This window comes from Scleromatobacter humisilvae, from assembly GCF_023231945.1.
GTDB lineage: Bacteria > Pseudomonadota > Gammaproteobacteria > Burkholderiales > Burkholderiaceae_C > Scleromatobacter > Scleromatobacter humisilvae.
This window is the reverse complement of sequence record NZ_JAJLJH010000004.1, coordinates 30640-46204: the sequence shown is the minus strand read 5'-3', so window position 1 is coordinate 46204 and position 15565 is coordinate 30640. Positions and strand designations below refer to the sequence as shown.

General features: G+C 68.4%; 15 protein-coding genes. 7 read left to right on the top strand and 8 right to left on the bottom strand.

Annotated features, from left to right (window positions below):
• Nucleotide 1: 1 nt before the first annotated feature.
• The 4 genes from LPC04_RS15935 to LPC04_RS15920 are packed head-to-tail and all read right to left on the bottom strand — an operon-like array spanning nt 2 to nt 2407.
• Nucleotides 2–571: an RDD family protein gene (locus LPC04_RS15935; RefSeq protein ID WP_275683244.1), complete on the bottom strand. Its 570-nt coding sequence runs from the start codon at nt 569–571 to the stop codon at nt 2–4.
• Nucleotides 568–1383: a DUF3106 domain-containing protein gene (locus tag LPC04_RS15930; protein ID WP_275683243.1), complete on the bottom strand. Its 816-nt coding sequence runs from the start codon at nt 1381–1383 to the stop codon at nt 568–570. The genes LPC04_RS15935 and LPC04_RS15930 overlap by 4 nt, the downstream gene beginning before the upstream one ends.
• Before the next feature lie 11 nt (nt 1384–1394).
• Entirely contained in the window at nt 1395–1841 is a 447-nt protein-coding gene (locus LPC04_RS15925) for a DUF3619 family protein (RefSeq protein WP_275683242.1), read from the bottom strand.
• Nucleotides 1838–2407 (bottom strand): RNA polymerase sigma factor, encoded by a 570-nt coding sequence (locus LPC04_RS15920; protein ID WP_275683241.1) that lies wholly within the window; start codon nt 2405–2407, stop codon nt 1838–1840. The genes LPC04_RS15925 and LPC04_RS15920 overlap by 4 nt, the downstream gene beginning before the upstream one ends.
• A 335-nt stretch (nt 2408–2742) precedes the next feature.
• On the opposite strand from LPC04_RS15920, the gene LPC04_RS15915 reads away from it, so the two are divergent.
• From LPC04_RS15915 to pbpG, 7 genes are all read left to right on the top strand, one after another.
• On the top strand, nt 2743–4548 hold the full coding sequence (locus tag LPC04_RS15915; RefSeq protein WP_275683240.1) for an acetolactate synthase 3 catalytic subunit: 1806 nt from the start codon (nt 2743–2745) through the stop codon (nt 4546–4548).
• Nucleotides 4549–4729: 181 nt separating this feature from the next.
• Nucleotides 4730–5221: an acetolactate synthase small subunit gene (gene ilvN / locus LPC04_RS15910; RefSeq protein WP_275683239.1), complete on the top strand. Its 492-nt coding sequence runs from the start codon at nt 4730–4732 to the stop codon at nt 5219–5221.
• Between the two features lie 133 nt (nt 5222–5354).
• Nucleotides 5355–6371 carry a ketol-acid reductoisomerase gene (gene ilvC, locus LPC04_RS15905; protein ID WP_275683238.1) on the top strand — a complete coding sequence of 339 codons (1017 nt, stop codon included), beginning with the start codon at nt 5355–5357 and terminating at the stop codon, nt 6369–6371.
• A 198-nt stretch (nt 6372–6569) separates the two neighbouring features.
• Nucleotides 6570–7406, top strand: coding sequence for a CDP-diacylglycerol--serine O-phosphatidyltransferase (gene pssA, locus LPC04_RS15900; RefSeq protein ID WP_275683237.1), 837 nt, complete (start codon nt 6570–6572; stop codon nt 7404–7406).
• Between the two features lie 85 nt (nt 7407–7491).
• A complete protein-coding gene (locus LPC04_RS15895) occupies nt 7492–8133 on the top strand; it encodes a LysE family translocator (protein WP_275683236.1) in 642 nt (213 codons plus the stop codon).
• A 261-nt stretch (nt 8134–8394) separates the two neighbouring features.
• Nucleotides 8395–10092: a 2-isopropylmalate synthase gene (gene leuA / locus LPC04_RS15890; RefSeq protein WP_275683541.1), complete on the top strand. Its 1698-nt coding sequence runs from the start codon at nt 8395–8397 to the stop codon at nt 10090–10092.
• Between the two features lie 387 nt (nt 10093–10479).
• The gene (gene pbpG, locus LPC04_RS15885) at nt 10480–11577 is read left to right on the top strand and encodes a D-alanyl-D-alanine endopeptidase (RefSeq protein WP_420854731.1); all 1098 of its coding nucleotides are present in this window, start codon (nt 10480–10482) and stop codon (nt 11575–11577) included.
• 128 nt (nt 11578–11705) lie between these two features.
• On the opposite strand, the gene LPC04_RS15880 is transcribed toward pbpG, so the two are convergent.
• The 4 genes from LPC04_RS15880 to hpnC form a co-directional block, all read right to left on the bottom strand.
• Nucleotides 11706–12479 carry an IclR family transcriptional regulator gene (locus tag LPC04_RS15880; RefSeq protein ID WP_275683235.1) on the bottom strand — a complete coding sequence of 258 codons (774 nt, stop codon included), beginning with the start codon at nt 12477–12479 and terminating at the stop codon, nt 11706–11708.
• Between the two features lie 80 nt (nt 12480–12559).
• Nucleotides 12560–13837, bottom strand: coding sequence for a hydroxysqualene dehydroxylase HpnE (hpnE, locus tag LPC04_RS15875; protein WP_275683234.1), 1278 nt, complete (start codon nt 13835–13837; stop codon nt 12560–12562).
• A gap of 7 nt (nt 13838–13844) precedes the next feature.
• Nucleotides 13845–14693, bottom strand: a complete 849-nt coding sequence (hpnD, locus tag LPC04_RS15870; RefSeq protein ID WP_275683233.1) for a presqualene diphosphate synthase HpnD — start codon at nt 14691–14693, stop codon at nt 13845–13847.
• The gene (gene hpnC, locus LPC04_RS15865; protein WP_275683232.1) at nt 14690–15541 is read right to left on the bottom strand and encodes a squalene synthase HpnC; all 852 of its coding nucleotides are present in this window, start codon (nt 15539–15541) and stop codon (nt 14690–14692) included. The genes hpnD and hpnC overlap by 4 nt, the downstream gene beginning before the upstream one ends.
• Between the last annotated feature and the right edge of the window lie 24 nt (nt 15542–15565).

The following is a 15565-nucleotide window of genomic DNA, read 5'->3' as shown; positions in this document are numbered from 1 at the left end:
TTCAGAGCACGCGTTGCGGACCCGGCCGGACGAAGACGACGGCCGTGTCGCACAGCGCGTCGTGCCAGAACTGGCGGCGTGGGTGCAGCAGCGCGCTGCATGCGTACAGCGCGATCCAGCCGGCCACGAGGCCGAGGATGGCCCAGGCGTTGGGCAGGTTCAACGCGCCGGCGAGCGCCAGCGCGGGCAGGAACCAGACATACGAGGCGAGGTAGCGCGCCAGCGCGCGCCGCGGCGTCAGCGGCAGGCCGCGGTCGGTGAGCACGCGCAGGTGCCAGGTCTTCATCGCGAGCGTCTGGCCCGCGCGCGTCCACAGCCCGATGAAGTACACGCCCAGCACGAGGAAGCAGACCGCGATCAGGCCCGAGCGCTTCTCGATGCCGCTGGTCTGGTGCGCGAGCACGCCGTAGACCAGCGCGGTGACCGCCAGCACGCCGAACAGCAGCACGCCTTCGTACATGAACGCGGCCATGCGGCGCACGAGCGGGGCGGCGACGAGCCGCTGGTCGCGCAGTTCGAACGGGGAGGCCGGATCGGAACCCGTGGCGGACGCCGCCGACGGTTCGCTCATCGGTGCACGGCCACCGGCGCCGAGGCTGCCGAGCCCGCGGCAGCGACTTTGGTGTGCTTGGGCAGCAGCGTCGTGCGGTCGACCGCGTTCGGGCCGACGGCGATCTTGGGCGCGCCGTCGTGCTGGTGCGCCGGCGGCGTGGCGTGGCGGGTCAGCAGCGTCGTGGTGACGCCCACGGGCCTGCCCGTCGCGGCCGGCGCCGAACCGGCGGCGGTGCGCACGGGGGCGCCGATGACGTTGTTCTTGGGCTGCACGGTGTCGAGCGGCGCCGCCGCATGGTGGTGCGCCGCGACGACGCTCGCCGACGATGCGGCACTGGCCCGCGACGCGACGCGCTTGGCGGCGAGTTCCTGCTTCTTTTCCTCGGGCAGCGCCTGGTAGGCCTTCCAGCGCGCCTCGCGCTCTTCCTTGGACAGGCTGCTGGCCTCCTGGAAGTTCATGCGCGCCTGCGTGCGCTGCGCCACCGTCATGTGCGCCCATTCGCCCATGCGCTGGTTGGCGCGCTGCTGCTCGTCGGGCTTCATCTTGGGATAGCGGCCGGCCACGTCGATCCAGCGTTCCTTGCTGCGCGCGTCGAGGCCGTTCCAGTCGTTGGCCAACGGCGCCAGCACCTTGCGATGGGCCGGGCTGAGGTCCGCCCAGGCGGGGCCGCCGGGTTCGACCTTGGCGGCAGCCGTGGTCGCCGCCGTGCCCGACGGGCCCGCGCCTTCGGCCTGGGCCGCCAGTGCGCCGGACGCCAGAAAGCACGCAGCCGCGGCGAGTGCCGCGGCGGCGAGCGATTCAAGGAGACGAGGCGGACGCGAACGCGACAAGAAGCCCTCCGTCATTCCTGGTGGGTCTTGAGGTACTCCGCGAAACCAGGATCCGTGTAGGCGGCCGGGGGCAGGTCGTCCGACAGCAGCGCGGCATCGACCTCGGCCACGGCGGCGATCTGCGCCTTGTCGTGCACGTGCGCGATGCCGGCCAGGCCCAGCACCAGCAGCGCCAGCGGGGCGGCCGAACCGAGCTTGAACCACCAGCCGAGCGGATTGGCCAGCACGGCGGCGCGGCCACGGCCGACGACCACCGGGGCCGCGGCCGTCTGCACCTGCCGCGCGGCCTGGGCGCGCACCAGCGCCTGCTCGCGGGCGAAGCGCAGGCGCTCGCTGATGTCGGGCGCGGTGGCCTGGGCACGTTCGCCAAGCATCGAAGCGACACGCACGCCGAAGCGCGCCTCCAGGCCGTCGCGATCCGGCACGGGGGAGAAGGTCGATTTCGTCTGGTTGGTCATGGTGCGATTCCCTTGGCTTTCAACGCCTTGGCCAGCGCGTGGACGGCGCGGGAGCAATGCGTCTTGACGCTACCTTCCGAGCATCCCATCACGGATGCGGTCTCTGCAACGTCCAATTCCTCCCAGTAACGCAGCAGGAAGGCTTCGCGTTGACGCGCGGGAAGCTCACCGACCTGTTGTTCAATCAACTGAAGGATTTGGTCCCGCGATACGGAATCTGATGCACTTTCGGTGCCAACGTTCCCTTCGATGCCATCGAGCATCTCGAGAATGTCGAATTCTCCGTCCTCTTCGCTGCTGCCGCCGAACTCCGAGAAGTTGTGGACGACCGCGTTGCGCACCTTCTGGCGCCGGAACCAGTCCATCGTCGCGTTGGACAGGATGCGCTGGAACAGCAACGGCAACTCGGCCGCGGGCCGGTCGACGTACTTCTCGGCCAGACGGATCATCGAATCCTGCACGATGTCCAGAGCGGAATCGTCGTCGCGCACGGCGAAGGCCGTGCGCTTGAACGCGCGTTTCTCGACGCTCTTGAGGAAGTCTGAAAGTTCTTTGTCGGTGGCCAAGGTGGGCTGAAAGCGGCGGCGCGCCCCGTCTGATGACGCGGCGGGATTATGTCATCGCGCCACAGTCGGGCAACGCGGACGACACGTGGCGCTGTCGCGTCGCCGTGGGTTTCGGGCGACGAACAGGGCGGTTCGGCACGAATCGGGTGCGATTGCCGAGCAAAAACGGGATGGCCGGTGCAATAATGGTGCTTCGCACAAATGCGAGCTGGTCTGAAGGCCGACCCGAACGCGGGCACCGGCACGTTTCGATCTTATGGTTCTGAATCCGCCTCACGAGGGCGAGAAGAGGAGCACCAATGGTTTTTCGTCAGAGAAATTCACAGAGGTTCCAAATGGATATGTCCCCTGCCGCGGACGTGAGGCGCCCTGCCTCCGCGAGTCCGCAGAGTGCCTCGCACTCACCCAACCCCCACTCGAATTCCGCCCAGGATCCGAACGGATCCGAGATTCTCGTGCGCTGCCTGCAGGCCGAGAACGTCAAGTACGTCTGGGGCTACCCCGGCGGCGCGGTGCTCTACATCTACGACGCCCTGTACAAGCAGGAGTCCATCCAGCACGTGCTGGTGCGCCACGAGCAGGGCGCCGTGCATGCCGCCGACGGCTATGCGCGCGCCACGGGCGACGTCGGTGTCGCGCTGGTCACGTCGGGGCCCGGCGTCACCAACGCCGTGACGGGCATCGCCACGGCCTACATGGATTCGATCCCGATGGTGATCATCACCGGGCAGGTTCCGACGCCGGCGATCGGCCTGGACGCCTTCCAGGAATGCGACACCGTCGGCATCACGCGGCCGATCGTCAAGCACAACTTCCTCGTCAAGGATGTGCGCGAGCTCGCCTCGACGCTGAAGAAGGCCTTCCACATCGCCCGCACTGGCCGGCCCGGCCCGGTCGTGGTCGACATCCCGAAGGACGTCTCGCAGCACACGGCGCCGTTCGTGTATCCCGACCACGTCGAGATGCGCTCGTACAACCCGGTCAAGAAGGGCCACGGCGGCCAGATCCGCAAGGCCGTGCAGCTGCTGCTCAACGCCAAGCGGCCCTACATCTACTCGGGCGGCGGCGTGGTGCTGGGCAACGCGGCGCCCGAGCTGCGCGAGCTGGCCGACATGCTCGGCGTGCCGGTCACCAACACGCTGATGGGCCTGGGCGCGATGCCCGCGCTCGACCCGAAGTTCCTCGGCATGCTGGGCATGCACGGCACCTTCGAGGCCAACATGGCGATGCAGAACTGCGACGTCCTGCTGGCCATCGGCGCGCGCTTCGACGACCGCGTCATCGGCAACCCGGCGCACTTCGCGTCGGTCGAGCGCAAGATCGTGCACATCGACATCGACCCGTCGTCGATCTCCAAGCGCGTCAAGGTCGACATCCCCATCGTCGGCGACGTCAAGGACGTGCTGGCAGAGCTGATCTCGCAGCTGCGCGACACCCAGCAGCGGCCCGACCAGGGTGTGCTGGCGCAGTGGTGGAGCACGATCAACGAGTGGCGCCGCAAGGACTGCCTCGCGTACAAGAAGAGCGCCGAGGTCATCAAGCCGCAGCAGGTCATCGAGTCGCTGTGGGAGATGACCAAGGACAAGGACGTCTACATCACGTCCGACGTCGGCCAGCACCAGATGTGGGCCGCGCAGTATTTCCGCTTCGCGGAGCCGCGCCGCTGGATCAACTCCGGGGGCCTGGGCACGATGGGCGTGGGCCTGCCGTATGCGATGGGCATCAAGCTCGCCAAGCCGGATGCGGACGTGTTCTGCATCACCGGCGAGGGCTCGATCCAGATGTGCATCCAGGAGCTGTCGACCTGCCTGCAGTACAAGACGCCGGTCAAGATCGTCTCGCTGAACAACCGCTACCTCGGCATGGTGCGGCAGTGGCAGCAGCTCGACTACCAGGGGCGGTATTCGCACAGCTACATGGACGCGCTGCCCGACTTCGTCAAGCTCGCCGAGGCCTACGGCCACGTCGGCATCCGCGTGACGCGGCCGCAGGACGTCGACGCCGCGCTGCGCGAGGCCATCGCGCTGAAGGATCGCACCGTCTTCCTCGACATCCAGACCGACCAGACCGAGAACGTCTGGCCCATGGTCAAGGCGGGCAAGGGCATCTCCGAGATGCTGCTGGGTTCCGAGGACCTCTGACGGACGTCCGTCGAAAGTCGCCTGACAGGCCGCGGGTTGCCGCCCCGGCCGGAGCTTGCGGCGAGTAGCCGGCGTCCGGGTCGCTCCGGAACATTTCTTTCACTGAATCGTTTCTTTGATGCTGCGTGGCAGCCCGGCGGTTACCGCTTCCGGGATGGGCCTCGCGGCGAAGGATTCCGACATGAAACACATCATCGCGGTGCTGCTCGAGAACGAGCCGGGCGCACTGTCCCGCGTCGTCGCGCTCTTTTCCGCGCGCGGCTACAACATCGAGAGCCTGACGGTGGCGACGACGGAGGATTCCTCGCTGTCGCGCATGACCATCGTCACCACCGGCTCCGACGAGGTGATCGAGCAGATCACCAAGCACCTGAACCGCCTCATCGACGTGGTCAAGGTGGTCGACCTCACCGAAGGCCAGTTCACCGAACGCGAGCTGATGCTCATCAAGGTGCGCGCCGTCGGCAAGGAACGCGAGGAGATGAAGCGGATGGCCGACATCTTCCGCGGCCACATCGTGGACGTCACCGAGAAGAGCTACACCATCGAGCTGACGGGCGACGCGTCCAAGCTCGACGCCTTCATCGTGGCGATCGACCGCACCGCCATCCTCGAGACGGTGCGCACCGGCACCAGCGGCATCGGCCGCGGCGAACGCATCCTCCGCGCCTAGTCATGACAACCCCCGTTCGCTCCGCTCACCACCCCCCGCGGGGGCTGGGCGGCTCGCTCCGGAGCGGCCGCGCGCTCGCCGCCCGGGCATCCTGACCAACCATTTTCAAGACGACGAAAGAAGAGAGCACATCATGAAGGTCTACTACGACAAGGACACCGATCTTTCCCTCATCAAGGGCAAGAACGTCGCGATCATCGGCTACGGCTCGCAAGGCCACGCCCATGCGCAGAACCTGAACGACAGCGGCGTCAAGGTGACCGTCGGCCTGCGCAAGGGCGGCGCGTCCTGGGACAAGGTCGCCAAGGCCGGCCTCAAGGTGGCCGAGGTGGCGGACGCCGTGAAGGCGGCCGACGTCGTCATGATCCTGCTGCCGGACGAGAACATCGCCGAGGTCTACAGGAACGACGTCGAGCCCAACATCCGCGAAGGCGCGTCGCTCGCGTTCGCGCACGGCTTCAACGTGCACTACGGCCAGGTCACGCCGCGCGCGGACCTCGACGTCTGGATGGTCGCGCCGAAGGCGCCAGGCCACACGGTGCGCAACACCTACACGCAGGGCGGCGGCGTGCCGCACCTCGTGGCCGTCTACGCCGACAAGACCGGCAAGGCGCGCGACCTGGCGCTGAGCTACGCCGCGGCCAACGGCGGCGGCAAGGCCGGCATCATCGAGACGAGCTTCCGCGAGGAGACCGAGACCGACCTGTTCGGCGAGCAGGCCGTGCTGTGCGGCGGCGCCGTCGAGCTGATCAAGGCGGGCTTCGAGACGCTGACCGAGGCCGGCTACGCGCCCGAGATGGCCTACTTCGAATGCCTGCACGAGCTCAAGCTGATCGTCGACCTGATCTACGAAGGCGGCATCGCCAACATGAACTACTCGATCTCCAACAACGCCGAGTACGGCGAGTACGTGACGGGCCCGAAGGTCGTCACCGACGAGACCAAGAAGGCCATGAAGCAGGCGCTCAAGGACATCCAGACCGGCGAGTACGCCAAGAGCTTCATCCTCGAGAACCGCGCCGGCGCCCCGACGCTGCTGTCGCGCCGCCGCCTGAACGCCGAGCACCCGATCGAGGTCGTCGGCGAGAAGCTGCGCGCGATGATGCCGTGGATCAAGGCCAACAAGCTGGTCGACAAGTCCAGGAATTGACCGCCCCAAGGTCGCTGGCGCTCCCTTGAACTTCAGGCGGCCGCGAGAGCGGCAGCGCCGGCGACGTGCTGGGGCCACTTCGGTGGCCCTTTTCTTTGGCTTTGTCATTCGAGGCGCCATATGCGCTGCGGTATCCTCGCGCACCATGAATTCGTGTTTTCCGATGACTGCAGCGCACGCTTGCCAAGGCCTTTCGCAATGAACGACCTGATCCCGGTCCAAGACGAGGACGACGGCGACGACGCCCATGCGGCACGCCGCCCGCGCCGCAAGGGCGTCTACATCCTGCCGAACCTGTTCACGCTGGCGGCGCTGTTCGGCGGCTTCTACGCGATCGTGATGGCGATGAACGGCCACTACGTGCTGTCGTGCTATGGCGTCTTCTGCGCGATGGTGCTGGACAGCCTGGACGGCCGCGTCGCCCGCATGACCAACACGCAGAGCGCGTTCGGCGCCGAGATGGACAGCCTGTCCGACATGGTCAGCTTCGGCGCCGCGCCGGCGCTGATCGTCTACGAATGGGCGCTCAAGGGCCTCGGCAAGGCCGGCTGGGGCATCGCGTTCTTCTACTGCGCGTGCGCCGCGCTGCGCCTGGCGCGCTTCAATACCAACCTGGCGGTGGTCGACAAGCGCTACTTCCAGGGCCTGCCGAGCCCGGCCGCCGCGGCGCTGGTGATCGGCTTCATCTGGGTGGTGGTCGACACGTCCAACACCGACGTCAACGGCGACCTCGTGCTGGCCTGGGCCGCAGCCGCCACCACGTTCTATGCGGGCGTGACGATGGTCGTCAACGTGCCGTTCTACAGCTTCAAGGACCTGAGCCTGAAGCGCTCGGTGCCCTTCATCGTGATCGTGCTGATCGCGCTGGCCATCGGCATCATCAACCTGTACCCGGCGCGCATGATCTTCGCGATCTTCTGCATGTACGGCGTGTCGGGCTACTTCGTCTACGCCTACAAGCGCGCGAAGGGGCGGCCGGTGAGCGCGATCGCGCTGTCCACCGACGAGCCCGACGAGGTCGGGTTGCACCGCTAGGCGCAGGGTCGCCGCCCGCGCGCGCACGCGCGCGCGCCGGATCTGATTCAATCGACGGCATTCGAACTCCCGCGGCGGTGCTGCCTTGATCGACTTCGTGACCCTCGCGACCTTCGTGGTCGTCGTCCTCGGACTCTTCGCCGTGCCCGGGCCGGCCGTGCTGCTGGTGCTGACGCGCACCGCGCAGGGCGGCCGCCCCATCGGCATCGCCACCGGCGCCGGCATCGCGACCGGCGATCTCGTGCACACGCTGCTGGCGGCCATCGGGCTGTCCGCGCTGCTGATGACGTCCTCGCTGGCGTTCAGCGTCGTCAAGCTGTGCGGCGCGGGCTACCTGTTGTGGCTGGGCGTGCGCGCCTTGCTCGAGAAGCCCGCAGCACCCTCGACATCGGCCGCACCGGCATCGGCGGCTGCCGCGATCTCGCCCGCGCGCGCCTTCTGGCAGGCGGTGCCGGCCGAGTTGCTCAATCCGAAGACCGCGCTGTTCTTCCTCGCCTTCATGCCGCAGTTCGTGCACGCCGACCACGGCCACGTGCTGGCGCAGTTCCTGATCCTGGGCCTCGTCTTCGCGGTGATGAGCCTGGGCTGGAGCACGATGCTGGTCTTCGCGATGCGCCCGCTGGGCCGACTGGTCTCGCGCATGGGCTGGCTGCAGCGCTGGAAGGGCAAGCTGATCGGCGTGATCTTCGTGTCGCTGGGCGTGCGCGTCGCGTTCCAGCGCCAGTGAAAGATTCGGCGCCGCGAAGCAAGCCTTCGTCCAACGCGAACAATTCGTTCCCACAAGCCGGAATCACCGTGCTATATTCGTTTGCATGACGTCCCGAATTGCGCTGATTACGCTATCCCTAGCCGGAGTACCGCGGGTGCATTGATCAGTCACGTCTGAACCGAATTCCGATCAACGGCCCGCTAGCGCAACGCAGCGGGCCGTTTTCATTTCCCGCGTCGTTGCCAGCCGAACAAATCTTCCTGGAGAACCGCGATGACCATGCTCAAGAACCCCGCCACCAAGTACCGTCCCGTCGCACCGGTGCGCCTGACCGACCGCACGTGGCCCGACGCCCAGCTGACGAAGCCGCCCGTGTGGTGCAGCTCCGACCTGCGCGACGGCAACCAGGCGCTGATCGAGCCGATGGACGCCGAGCGCAAGCTGCGCATGTTCGAGACGCTGATCCGGGTGGGCTTCAAGGAGATCGAGATCGGTTTCCCGTCGGCCTCGCAGACCGATTTCGATTTCGTGCGCAAGCTGATCGAGGACAACCTGATCCCCGACGACGTGCAGATCCAGGTGCTGACGCCCGCGCGCGAGCACCTGATCCGCCGCACCTTCGAGGCCGTGGCCGGCGCGAAGAAATGCATCATGCATCTGTACAACGCGACCGCGCCCATCATGCGCAAGGTCGTGCTGGGCGTGGACGTCGAGGGCGTCATCGAACTGGCCAGCAGCCACGCGCGCCTCATCAAGGAACTCGCCGACAAGCAGGCGGGCACCGACTGGCGCTTCGAATACTCGCCGGAGATGTTCTCCGACACCGAACTCGAGGTGTCGCGCCGCGTGATCGACGCCGTCACCGAGGTCTGGCAGCCGACGCCCGAGCGCACGTGCATCATCAACCTGCCGACGACGGTGGAGCATTCGACGCCCAACATCTACGCCGACATGATCGAGTGGACGTGCCGCAACATCGCGCGCCGCGATTCCATCGTGATCTCGGCCCACCCGCACAACGACCGAGGCACCGGCACGGCCACCGCGGAACTGGCGATGATGGCCGGTGCCGACCGCGTCGAGGGCTGCCTGTTCGGCAACGGCGAGCGCACCGGCAACGTCGACATCGTCAACATCGCGCTGAACCTCTACACGCAGGGCGTCGACCCGGGCCTCGACTTCTCCGACATCGACGAGATCCGCCGCGTCGTCGAGTACTGCAACCAGCTGCCGGTGCACCCGCGCCATCCGTACGTCGGCGACCTCGTCTTCACGTCGTTCTCCGGCTCGCACCAGGACGCGATCAAGAAGGCGTTCGCCGCCCGCCGCGAAGGCGACGTGTGGGAGATGCCGTACCTGCCGATCGATCCGAAGGACCTGGGCCGCAGCTACGAGGCGATCATTCGCGTCAACAGCCAGTCGGGCAAGGGCGGCATCGCCTACCTGCTCGAGTCCGAGTACGGGCTGGAACTGCCGCGCCGCCTGCAGATCGAGTTCAGCCAGGTCGTGCAGGCCGTGATGGACGCGCAAGGCCGCGAAGTGACGGCCTCCGATATTTGGAAGATCTTCGAGTCTGAATACCGCCTTGCCGAAGGCAGCGTCACGCTGTCCGACCTGACCCAGACCGACATCGGCGACGGCCGCGTGCGCGTCGCCGCCGAGGCCGCCGTGATGGGCCGCCGCATGGCCTTCGACGGCGCGGGCAACGGGCCGGTGGACGCCTTCGTCGACGGGCTGTCGCGCGCGGCGGGCGTGCCGGTCAAGGTGCTGAACTACCACGAGCACTCGATGGGCGGCGGCGCGCAGGCGCGCGCGGCGGCCTACGTCGAGGTGCGCGTCGGCGACGCAGCGCCGGTGTTCGGCGTCGGCATCGACGCCAACATCGTGCGCGCGACGCTGCTGGCCGTGCTGTCGGCGACCTCGCGCGGCACGAATCCGGTGTCGGCGGAGCAGGGCGCCGCGCAAGCCGTCGCCTGACTCCGGGTAAGTCAGTAGAGGCCTGTCGCGTTGGGAAGCGCGGACGGGCCCGTGCTTACCTTATGTCACCCGCCAGGGCCGAATAGCGTGTCAAACGCCCGCTTTTCGAGCCTTGGGAATCGTCGCGGAAGCCGAAAATCCACGTAACAGACCTGAAGATGCGCCTTGCCCTGGCGGGCGCGTCGGTCCAGGCGTGGATCCGATCTCCCGATTTTTCGTCCCTGCGTCAGCCGAAACCGGGGTCGTTGCGTTAGACAGCTTTGCGGGGCTGTCACATGACGAAACGACCTTTTTGCAAGCGGCCCCGCTCGTTCGACGTCCGGTTGAGGAAATCCACGCAAGCTTTTGATCTTGCATGGATTTTTCCTTTGCCTTAGACTGAAACAAATGGTGATGCAACTCGCTTCCAGCTCTTCCGTTTCGCGGAAACTCCATCAACTGTCGCGTTGGGCGCTGTCCTGCGCGGTTGGCGGCGCCCTTGTTTTCGCGTCGTTCTCGAGCTCGGCGACCGTCACGAGCAGCAGCACCGCGGCCAGCAAGCATCACCGCAAGGTGGCGGCCACCGCTCATGCGGCACCGCGCGCGAAGCGCGTGGCCATGGTCAGCCGTCGCACGACCACCGTCACCACGCGCACGACCGTCCGCTTCATCGAGACGCCGTCGCAGTCGGTCGGCTATGCCGCCGGCCTGCACTCGACGGAAGATCCGCTGCTGCTTCGCTCCGGCGCGGCGCTGGTGCTCGACCAGGACACGCACGAAGTCCTCTACAGCAAGAATTCCGAAGCCGTGCTGCCGATCGCCTCGCTCAGCAAGCTGATGACGGCGCTCGTGATCAGCGAAGCGCACCAGCCGCTGGACGAAGTCCTCGAGATCACGAACGACGACATCGACACCGAGAAGAACACCAGCTCGCGCCTGAGGCCCGGCACCCAGCTGACGCGCGGCGTGATGCTGCACCTCGCGCTGATGTCATCGGAAAACCGCGCCGCCAACGCGCTGGGCCGCAACTACCCGGGTGGCCTGGCCGCCTTCATCCCCGCGATGAACGCCAAGGCGCACGAGCTGGGCATGCTGGACACGCACTACGTCGAGCCGACCGGCCTGTCGAGCCAGAACAAGTCGAGCGCACGAGACCTCGCCGTGCTGGTCAACGCCGCCCACCAGGTGCCGTTGCTGCGCGAATACTCCACGACGCCGTCGCTGGACGTCGAACTGGGCCGCCGCCAGGTGCAGTTCCATACCACCGACCGCCTCGTCGCCAACCCGACCTGGGACATCGGCCTGCAGAAGACCGGCTTCATCAACGAAGCGGGCCAATGCCTCGTGATGCAGGCCCAGATGGCCGGCCGCAAGCTGATCATGGTGCTGCTGGATTCGGCCGGCAAGTATTCGCGCATCGCCGACGCCGAGCGCATCCGCAAGTGGGTCACGTCCAACCACACGGCCCCGGCGCCGACGGCCCGCGCGGCCACCGACGCGAGCTGATCGCACGAACAACAACGCGATGGGAAAAGGGCCGGTGGCGCGAGCTGCCGGCCCTTTCAATTGACGCGGGCGAAGCCCGTGCCGTCCTGCGCGCAGTCGCAGGATGACCGCGGGGCGAGGCGTAACCTTCAGGTCGGGATGGCGTGCCCCAGTGCCGCAGAGATCCGCGCCGCGGTTTCCTTGACCCGATCCAGCCACGACTCCTCCAGCCGATCGGCCGGCGCCGAGACCGACAGCCCGGCAACGAGCCGCCCCTGGTCGTCGTAGATGCCCGCGGCCATGCAGCGCACGCCGAGTTCGAGCTCCTCGTCGTCGCGCGAGATCGCGGTCTTGCGGATTTTCTCGAGGTCGCGCTCCAGCACGGCCAGGTCGGTGAGGCTGTTGCGCGTGTGGCCGGTCAGGCCCGTGCGCGTCGCGTACGCGCGCACGCGCTGGGGCTCGTCGTTGGCGAGGAACAGCTTGCCCACCGAGGTGAGGTGCAGCGGCGCGCGCCCGCCGACGGCGCGCACGACCTGCATGCCCGAGCGCTCGCTGTAGGTGCGTTCGATGTAGACGATCTCGTCGCCCTGGCGCACCGACAGGTTGACGGGCTGGTGCGTGATCTTGTGCAGCTCGCGCATCGGGCCGATGGCGGCCTCGCGCACGTCCAGCCGCGCCTTGACCAGGTTGCCGAGCTCCAGCAGGCGCATGCCCAGGCGGTAGCTGCCGGCCTCCGGCCGCTCGACGAAGCGGCCCTCGGCCAGGTCGTTGAGGATGCGATGCGCCGTCGACGGATGCAGCCCGGTGCGGGCGCTGAGCTCCTTCAGCGGCACGGGGTCGGTGTGGGCGGCCAGCACATCGAGCAGCGCGTAGGCGCGTGCGAGGACCTGGATCGTGGGTCCGGAGCCGTCTGACTTGGACATGGGGTCGGCCTGGGGCTGTGGGGTCTCCATTCTCGCATGGTGAAACCCGAAACCACGCTGCGATCTGCCGATTGACCGCTCTAGCCGCCCAACGCGGCGGCCGCGGTTTCGCCCGCCATGACCGCCGACTCGAGCGTGGCCGGATAGGGCCCCGCCACATGGTCGGCGGCGGCGCGCAGGCCGGGCAGGATGGCCATCGCCGGCCGGACGACGCCGGCCGTGCAGCGGAACGTGGCCCGCTTGTCGGCGCGGACGCTCGCCACGTCGACCGCTTCGTCGTCGCGGATCGCGAACGCCTGCCGGTATTGCAGGACGGCCGCCGCCGCCACGGCGTCGCTGCCGCGCTGCAGCCAACGGCCGGCGGCGCTGACGACCAGCGTCACGCGATCGACGTCGGCCGGCTGTTCGCCGAGCTTGAACGCGAACTGCGCCGGCGCGCTCGTGTCGTCGCTATGGAGGGCCAGCATGGCCGCGGGCCAAGGCCGCTTGGGCGCGGTCAACGCGATCGTGACGATGGGCTCGTGCGCGAGCGCGGCCGCCGTGGCCGACCATGCGGGCGCGAGCGTCTGCGTCAGGCGCGCGGCTTCCGGCGCGGGTGTCGCGAGGATCGCCTCATCGAAGAGATCGTCGGACCCGACACGCCACCGATGCTCGACGCGCTCGAGGGCGTCGACACGCGTGCGCAGCCGCACGTCGGCGCCGCGCGCGCGCAGCCACGCGAGCGCCGGCAACGGCAGCAGTTGCGCCAGCGGACGTTGCGGCAGCAGCAGGTCGGAAGCGTCGCGCGCGCCGAACAGGCTGTCGCGCATGACGGCGAGAAAGACCTCGGCGCTCGCCTCGGCCGACGGCGTGTTCAGCGCGGCGACGCACAGCGGCTCGATCAGGCGGCGGTGCACGCGGGCGGTCGGCGCGTGGCGCAGCAACTCGTCGACGGTCATCGACGGCGGGCAACGGAAGCCGCGCAGTCGCCACGCGAGCGACATCGCGACGGCCGACAGCTTGTCGACAATGCCGAAGCCGCGCGCGCCGGCCAGCGCGCCAGCCGCCGCGAGCAGGCGGGGCCCCGAGCGTGATAGCGCGAAGCCTCCGCCGTCCGCATACGTGACGCTCAGCGGCACGCGCAGCAGCGCGCGCTCGACATCGACGCCGACCTCGCGCATCAACGCCAGCGTGCGCGCGTAGCCGCCAAGCAGGATGTGCTGGCCGTTGTCGGTGGCGGCGTCGGAATCGTCGTCGGACCGCGCGCGTCCGCCGGGCATGCCGGCGGTCTCGAAGACGGTGACGTCGTGGCCGGCCTGCGTGGCACGCACCGCGGCGGCGAGGCCAGCCCAGCCCGCGCCGACGACTGCGACTCTCACGGAGCGGTCAGCGGCCGCGCCACTGCGTCTGGCACGCGATCCACAGCTTGCGCAGCGGCGTCAGCGAGATGCGCTGGTGCAGCACCTGGAAGCCGCCGGCCTCGACCTCGCGCAGCAGGCGGCGATAGATGTTGCCCACCATCAGCGCGGGCCTCTGCGCGTTGCGATCCTCGGGCGGCAGCAGCGCGAGCGCCTCGTCGTAGAGGCGATGCGCGCGCTCGGCCTGGAACTGCATCAACGCGGTGAAGCGGTCGCTGTAGCCCCAGGGCGCGTCGCGCTTGAGGATCTCGGCGGCCTTGACGTCGAACTGCTGCAGCTCCGAGATCGGCAGGTAGATGCGGCCGCGGCGCGCGTCGTCGCCGACGTCGCGGATGATGTTGGTGAGCTGCATCGCGAGGCCCAGCCGGTGCGCGAACGTCACCGTCTGCGCCTGCGTCCGGCCCATGATGTTGCTGGCCACCTCGCCGACGATGCCGGCCACCAGGTGGCAATAGCGCTGCAGGCCGGGGTAGTCGAGGAAGCGCGTCTGCTCGAGGTCGGTCTGGCAGCCCTGGATCACCGCGTGCAGGTGGTCGACGCGTACGCCGTAGGTGCCCACGTGCGGCATCAGCGCCTTCATCACGGGGTGCGTCGGGTTGCCGGCGAACGATGCGTCGACCTCGCGGCGCCACCAATCGAGCTTGGTGGCGGCGACGCCGGGGTCGGTCACCTCGTCGGCGACGTCGTCGACCTCGCGGCAGAACGCGTAGAACGCCGTCATCGCCTGGCGGCGCGCGGGCGGCAGGAACATGAAGGCGTAGTAGAACGACGAGCCGCTCTTCTGCGCCTTGTCCTGGACGTATTGTTCTGGCGTCATGCGATGCGCGTCTGCTTGGGAAGGGAAGGGCGCATCGTCAGCGCGCGGACGCCGATCAGGAGGTGATCGGCGGCATGGAGTCGGGGACGGCGGGCAAAGCTCGCGAAGTTCATGGCCTCGATTTTCGCAAGAATTCTCAGCCCGCCCTGGACGACGAAGCGCAGCTCCCAGCCGACGCGGCCCGGGACGGCCAGCGCGATGGGCGCGCCTTCGAGCATCAGCTCGCGCGCCCACGCGCACAGCGCGCGCACGAGCGCACGTGATGCGTCCGCGTGCGGGGCGCGCAGGCAGTCGGCGGGCGTCGTGGCGTGCGCCGCGGCGTCGCTGCGGGGAACGTAGTCGCGCCCGCGCGGCACGTCGACGCTCAGGTCCTGCCAGAAGTTGATCAGCTGCAGCGCGGAACAGACCGCGTCGCTCCGGCGCAGCAGCGCGGGGTCGTCGAGGCCGTGCAGATGCAGCAGCAGGCGGCCGATCGGGTTGGCCGAGCGGCTGCAATACTGCAGCAGCGCCGCGCGGTCGGCGTAGCCGGCGTGGCGGGTGTCCTCCTCGAAGGCGCCGAGCAGCGCGGCGAGCAGCGGCAGCGGCAAGCGGTACGCCGCGATGACGCGCGCGAGTGGATCGAACACGCCGGGCCAGCGTCCCGAGCCGGCCTGGCCGGCGGCGGCCTTCATCAGGTCGTCGCGATAGTCGGCCAGCATCGCCTGGCGCGCCGCGGCGGAGGCGTCGCCTTCGTCGGCGATGTCGTCGGCCGTGCGGGCGAACCAGTAGATGGCGCGCACGGCGGGGCGCAGCCCGGGCGGGCACAGCCACGAGGCGACGGGGAAGTTTTCGTAGTGTTCGACGCTCACAAGCGGCGGATTGTGCCCGTCGCG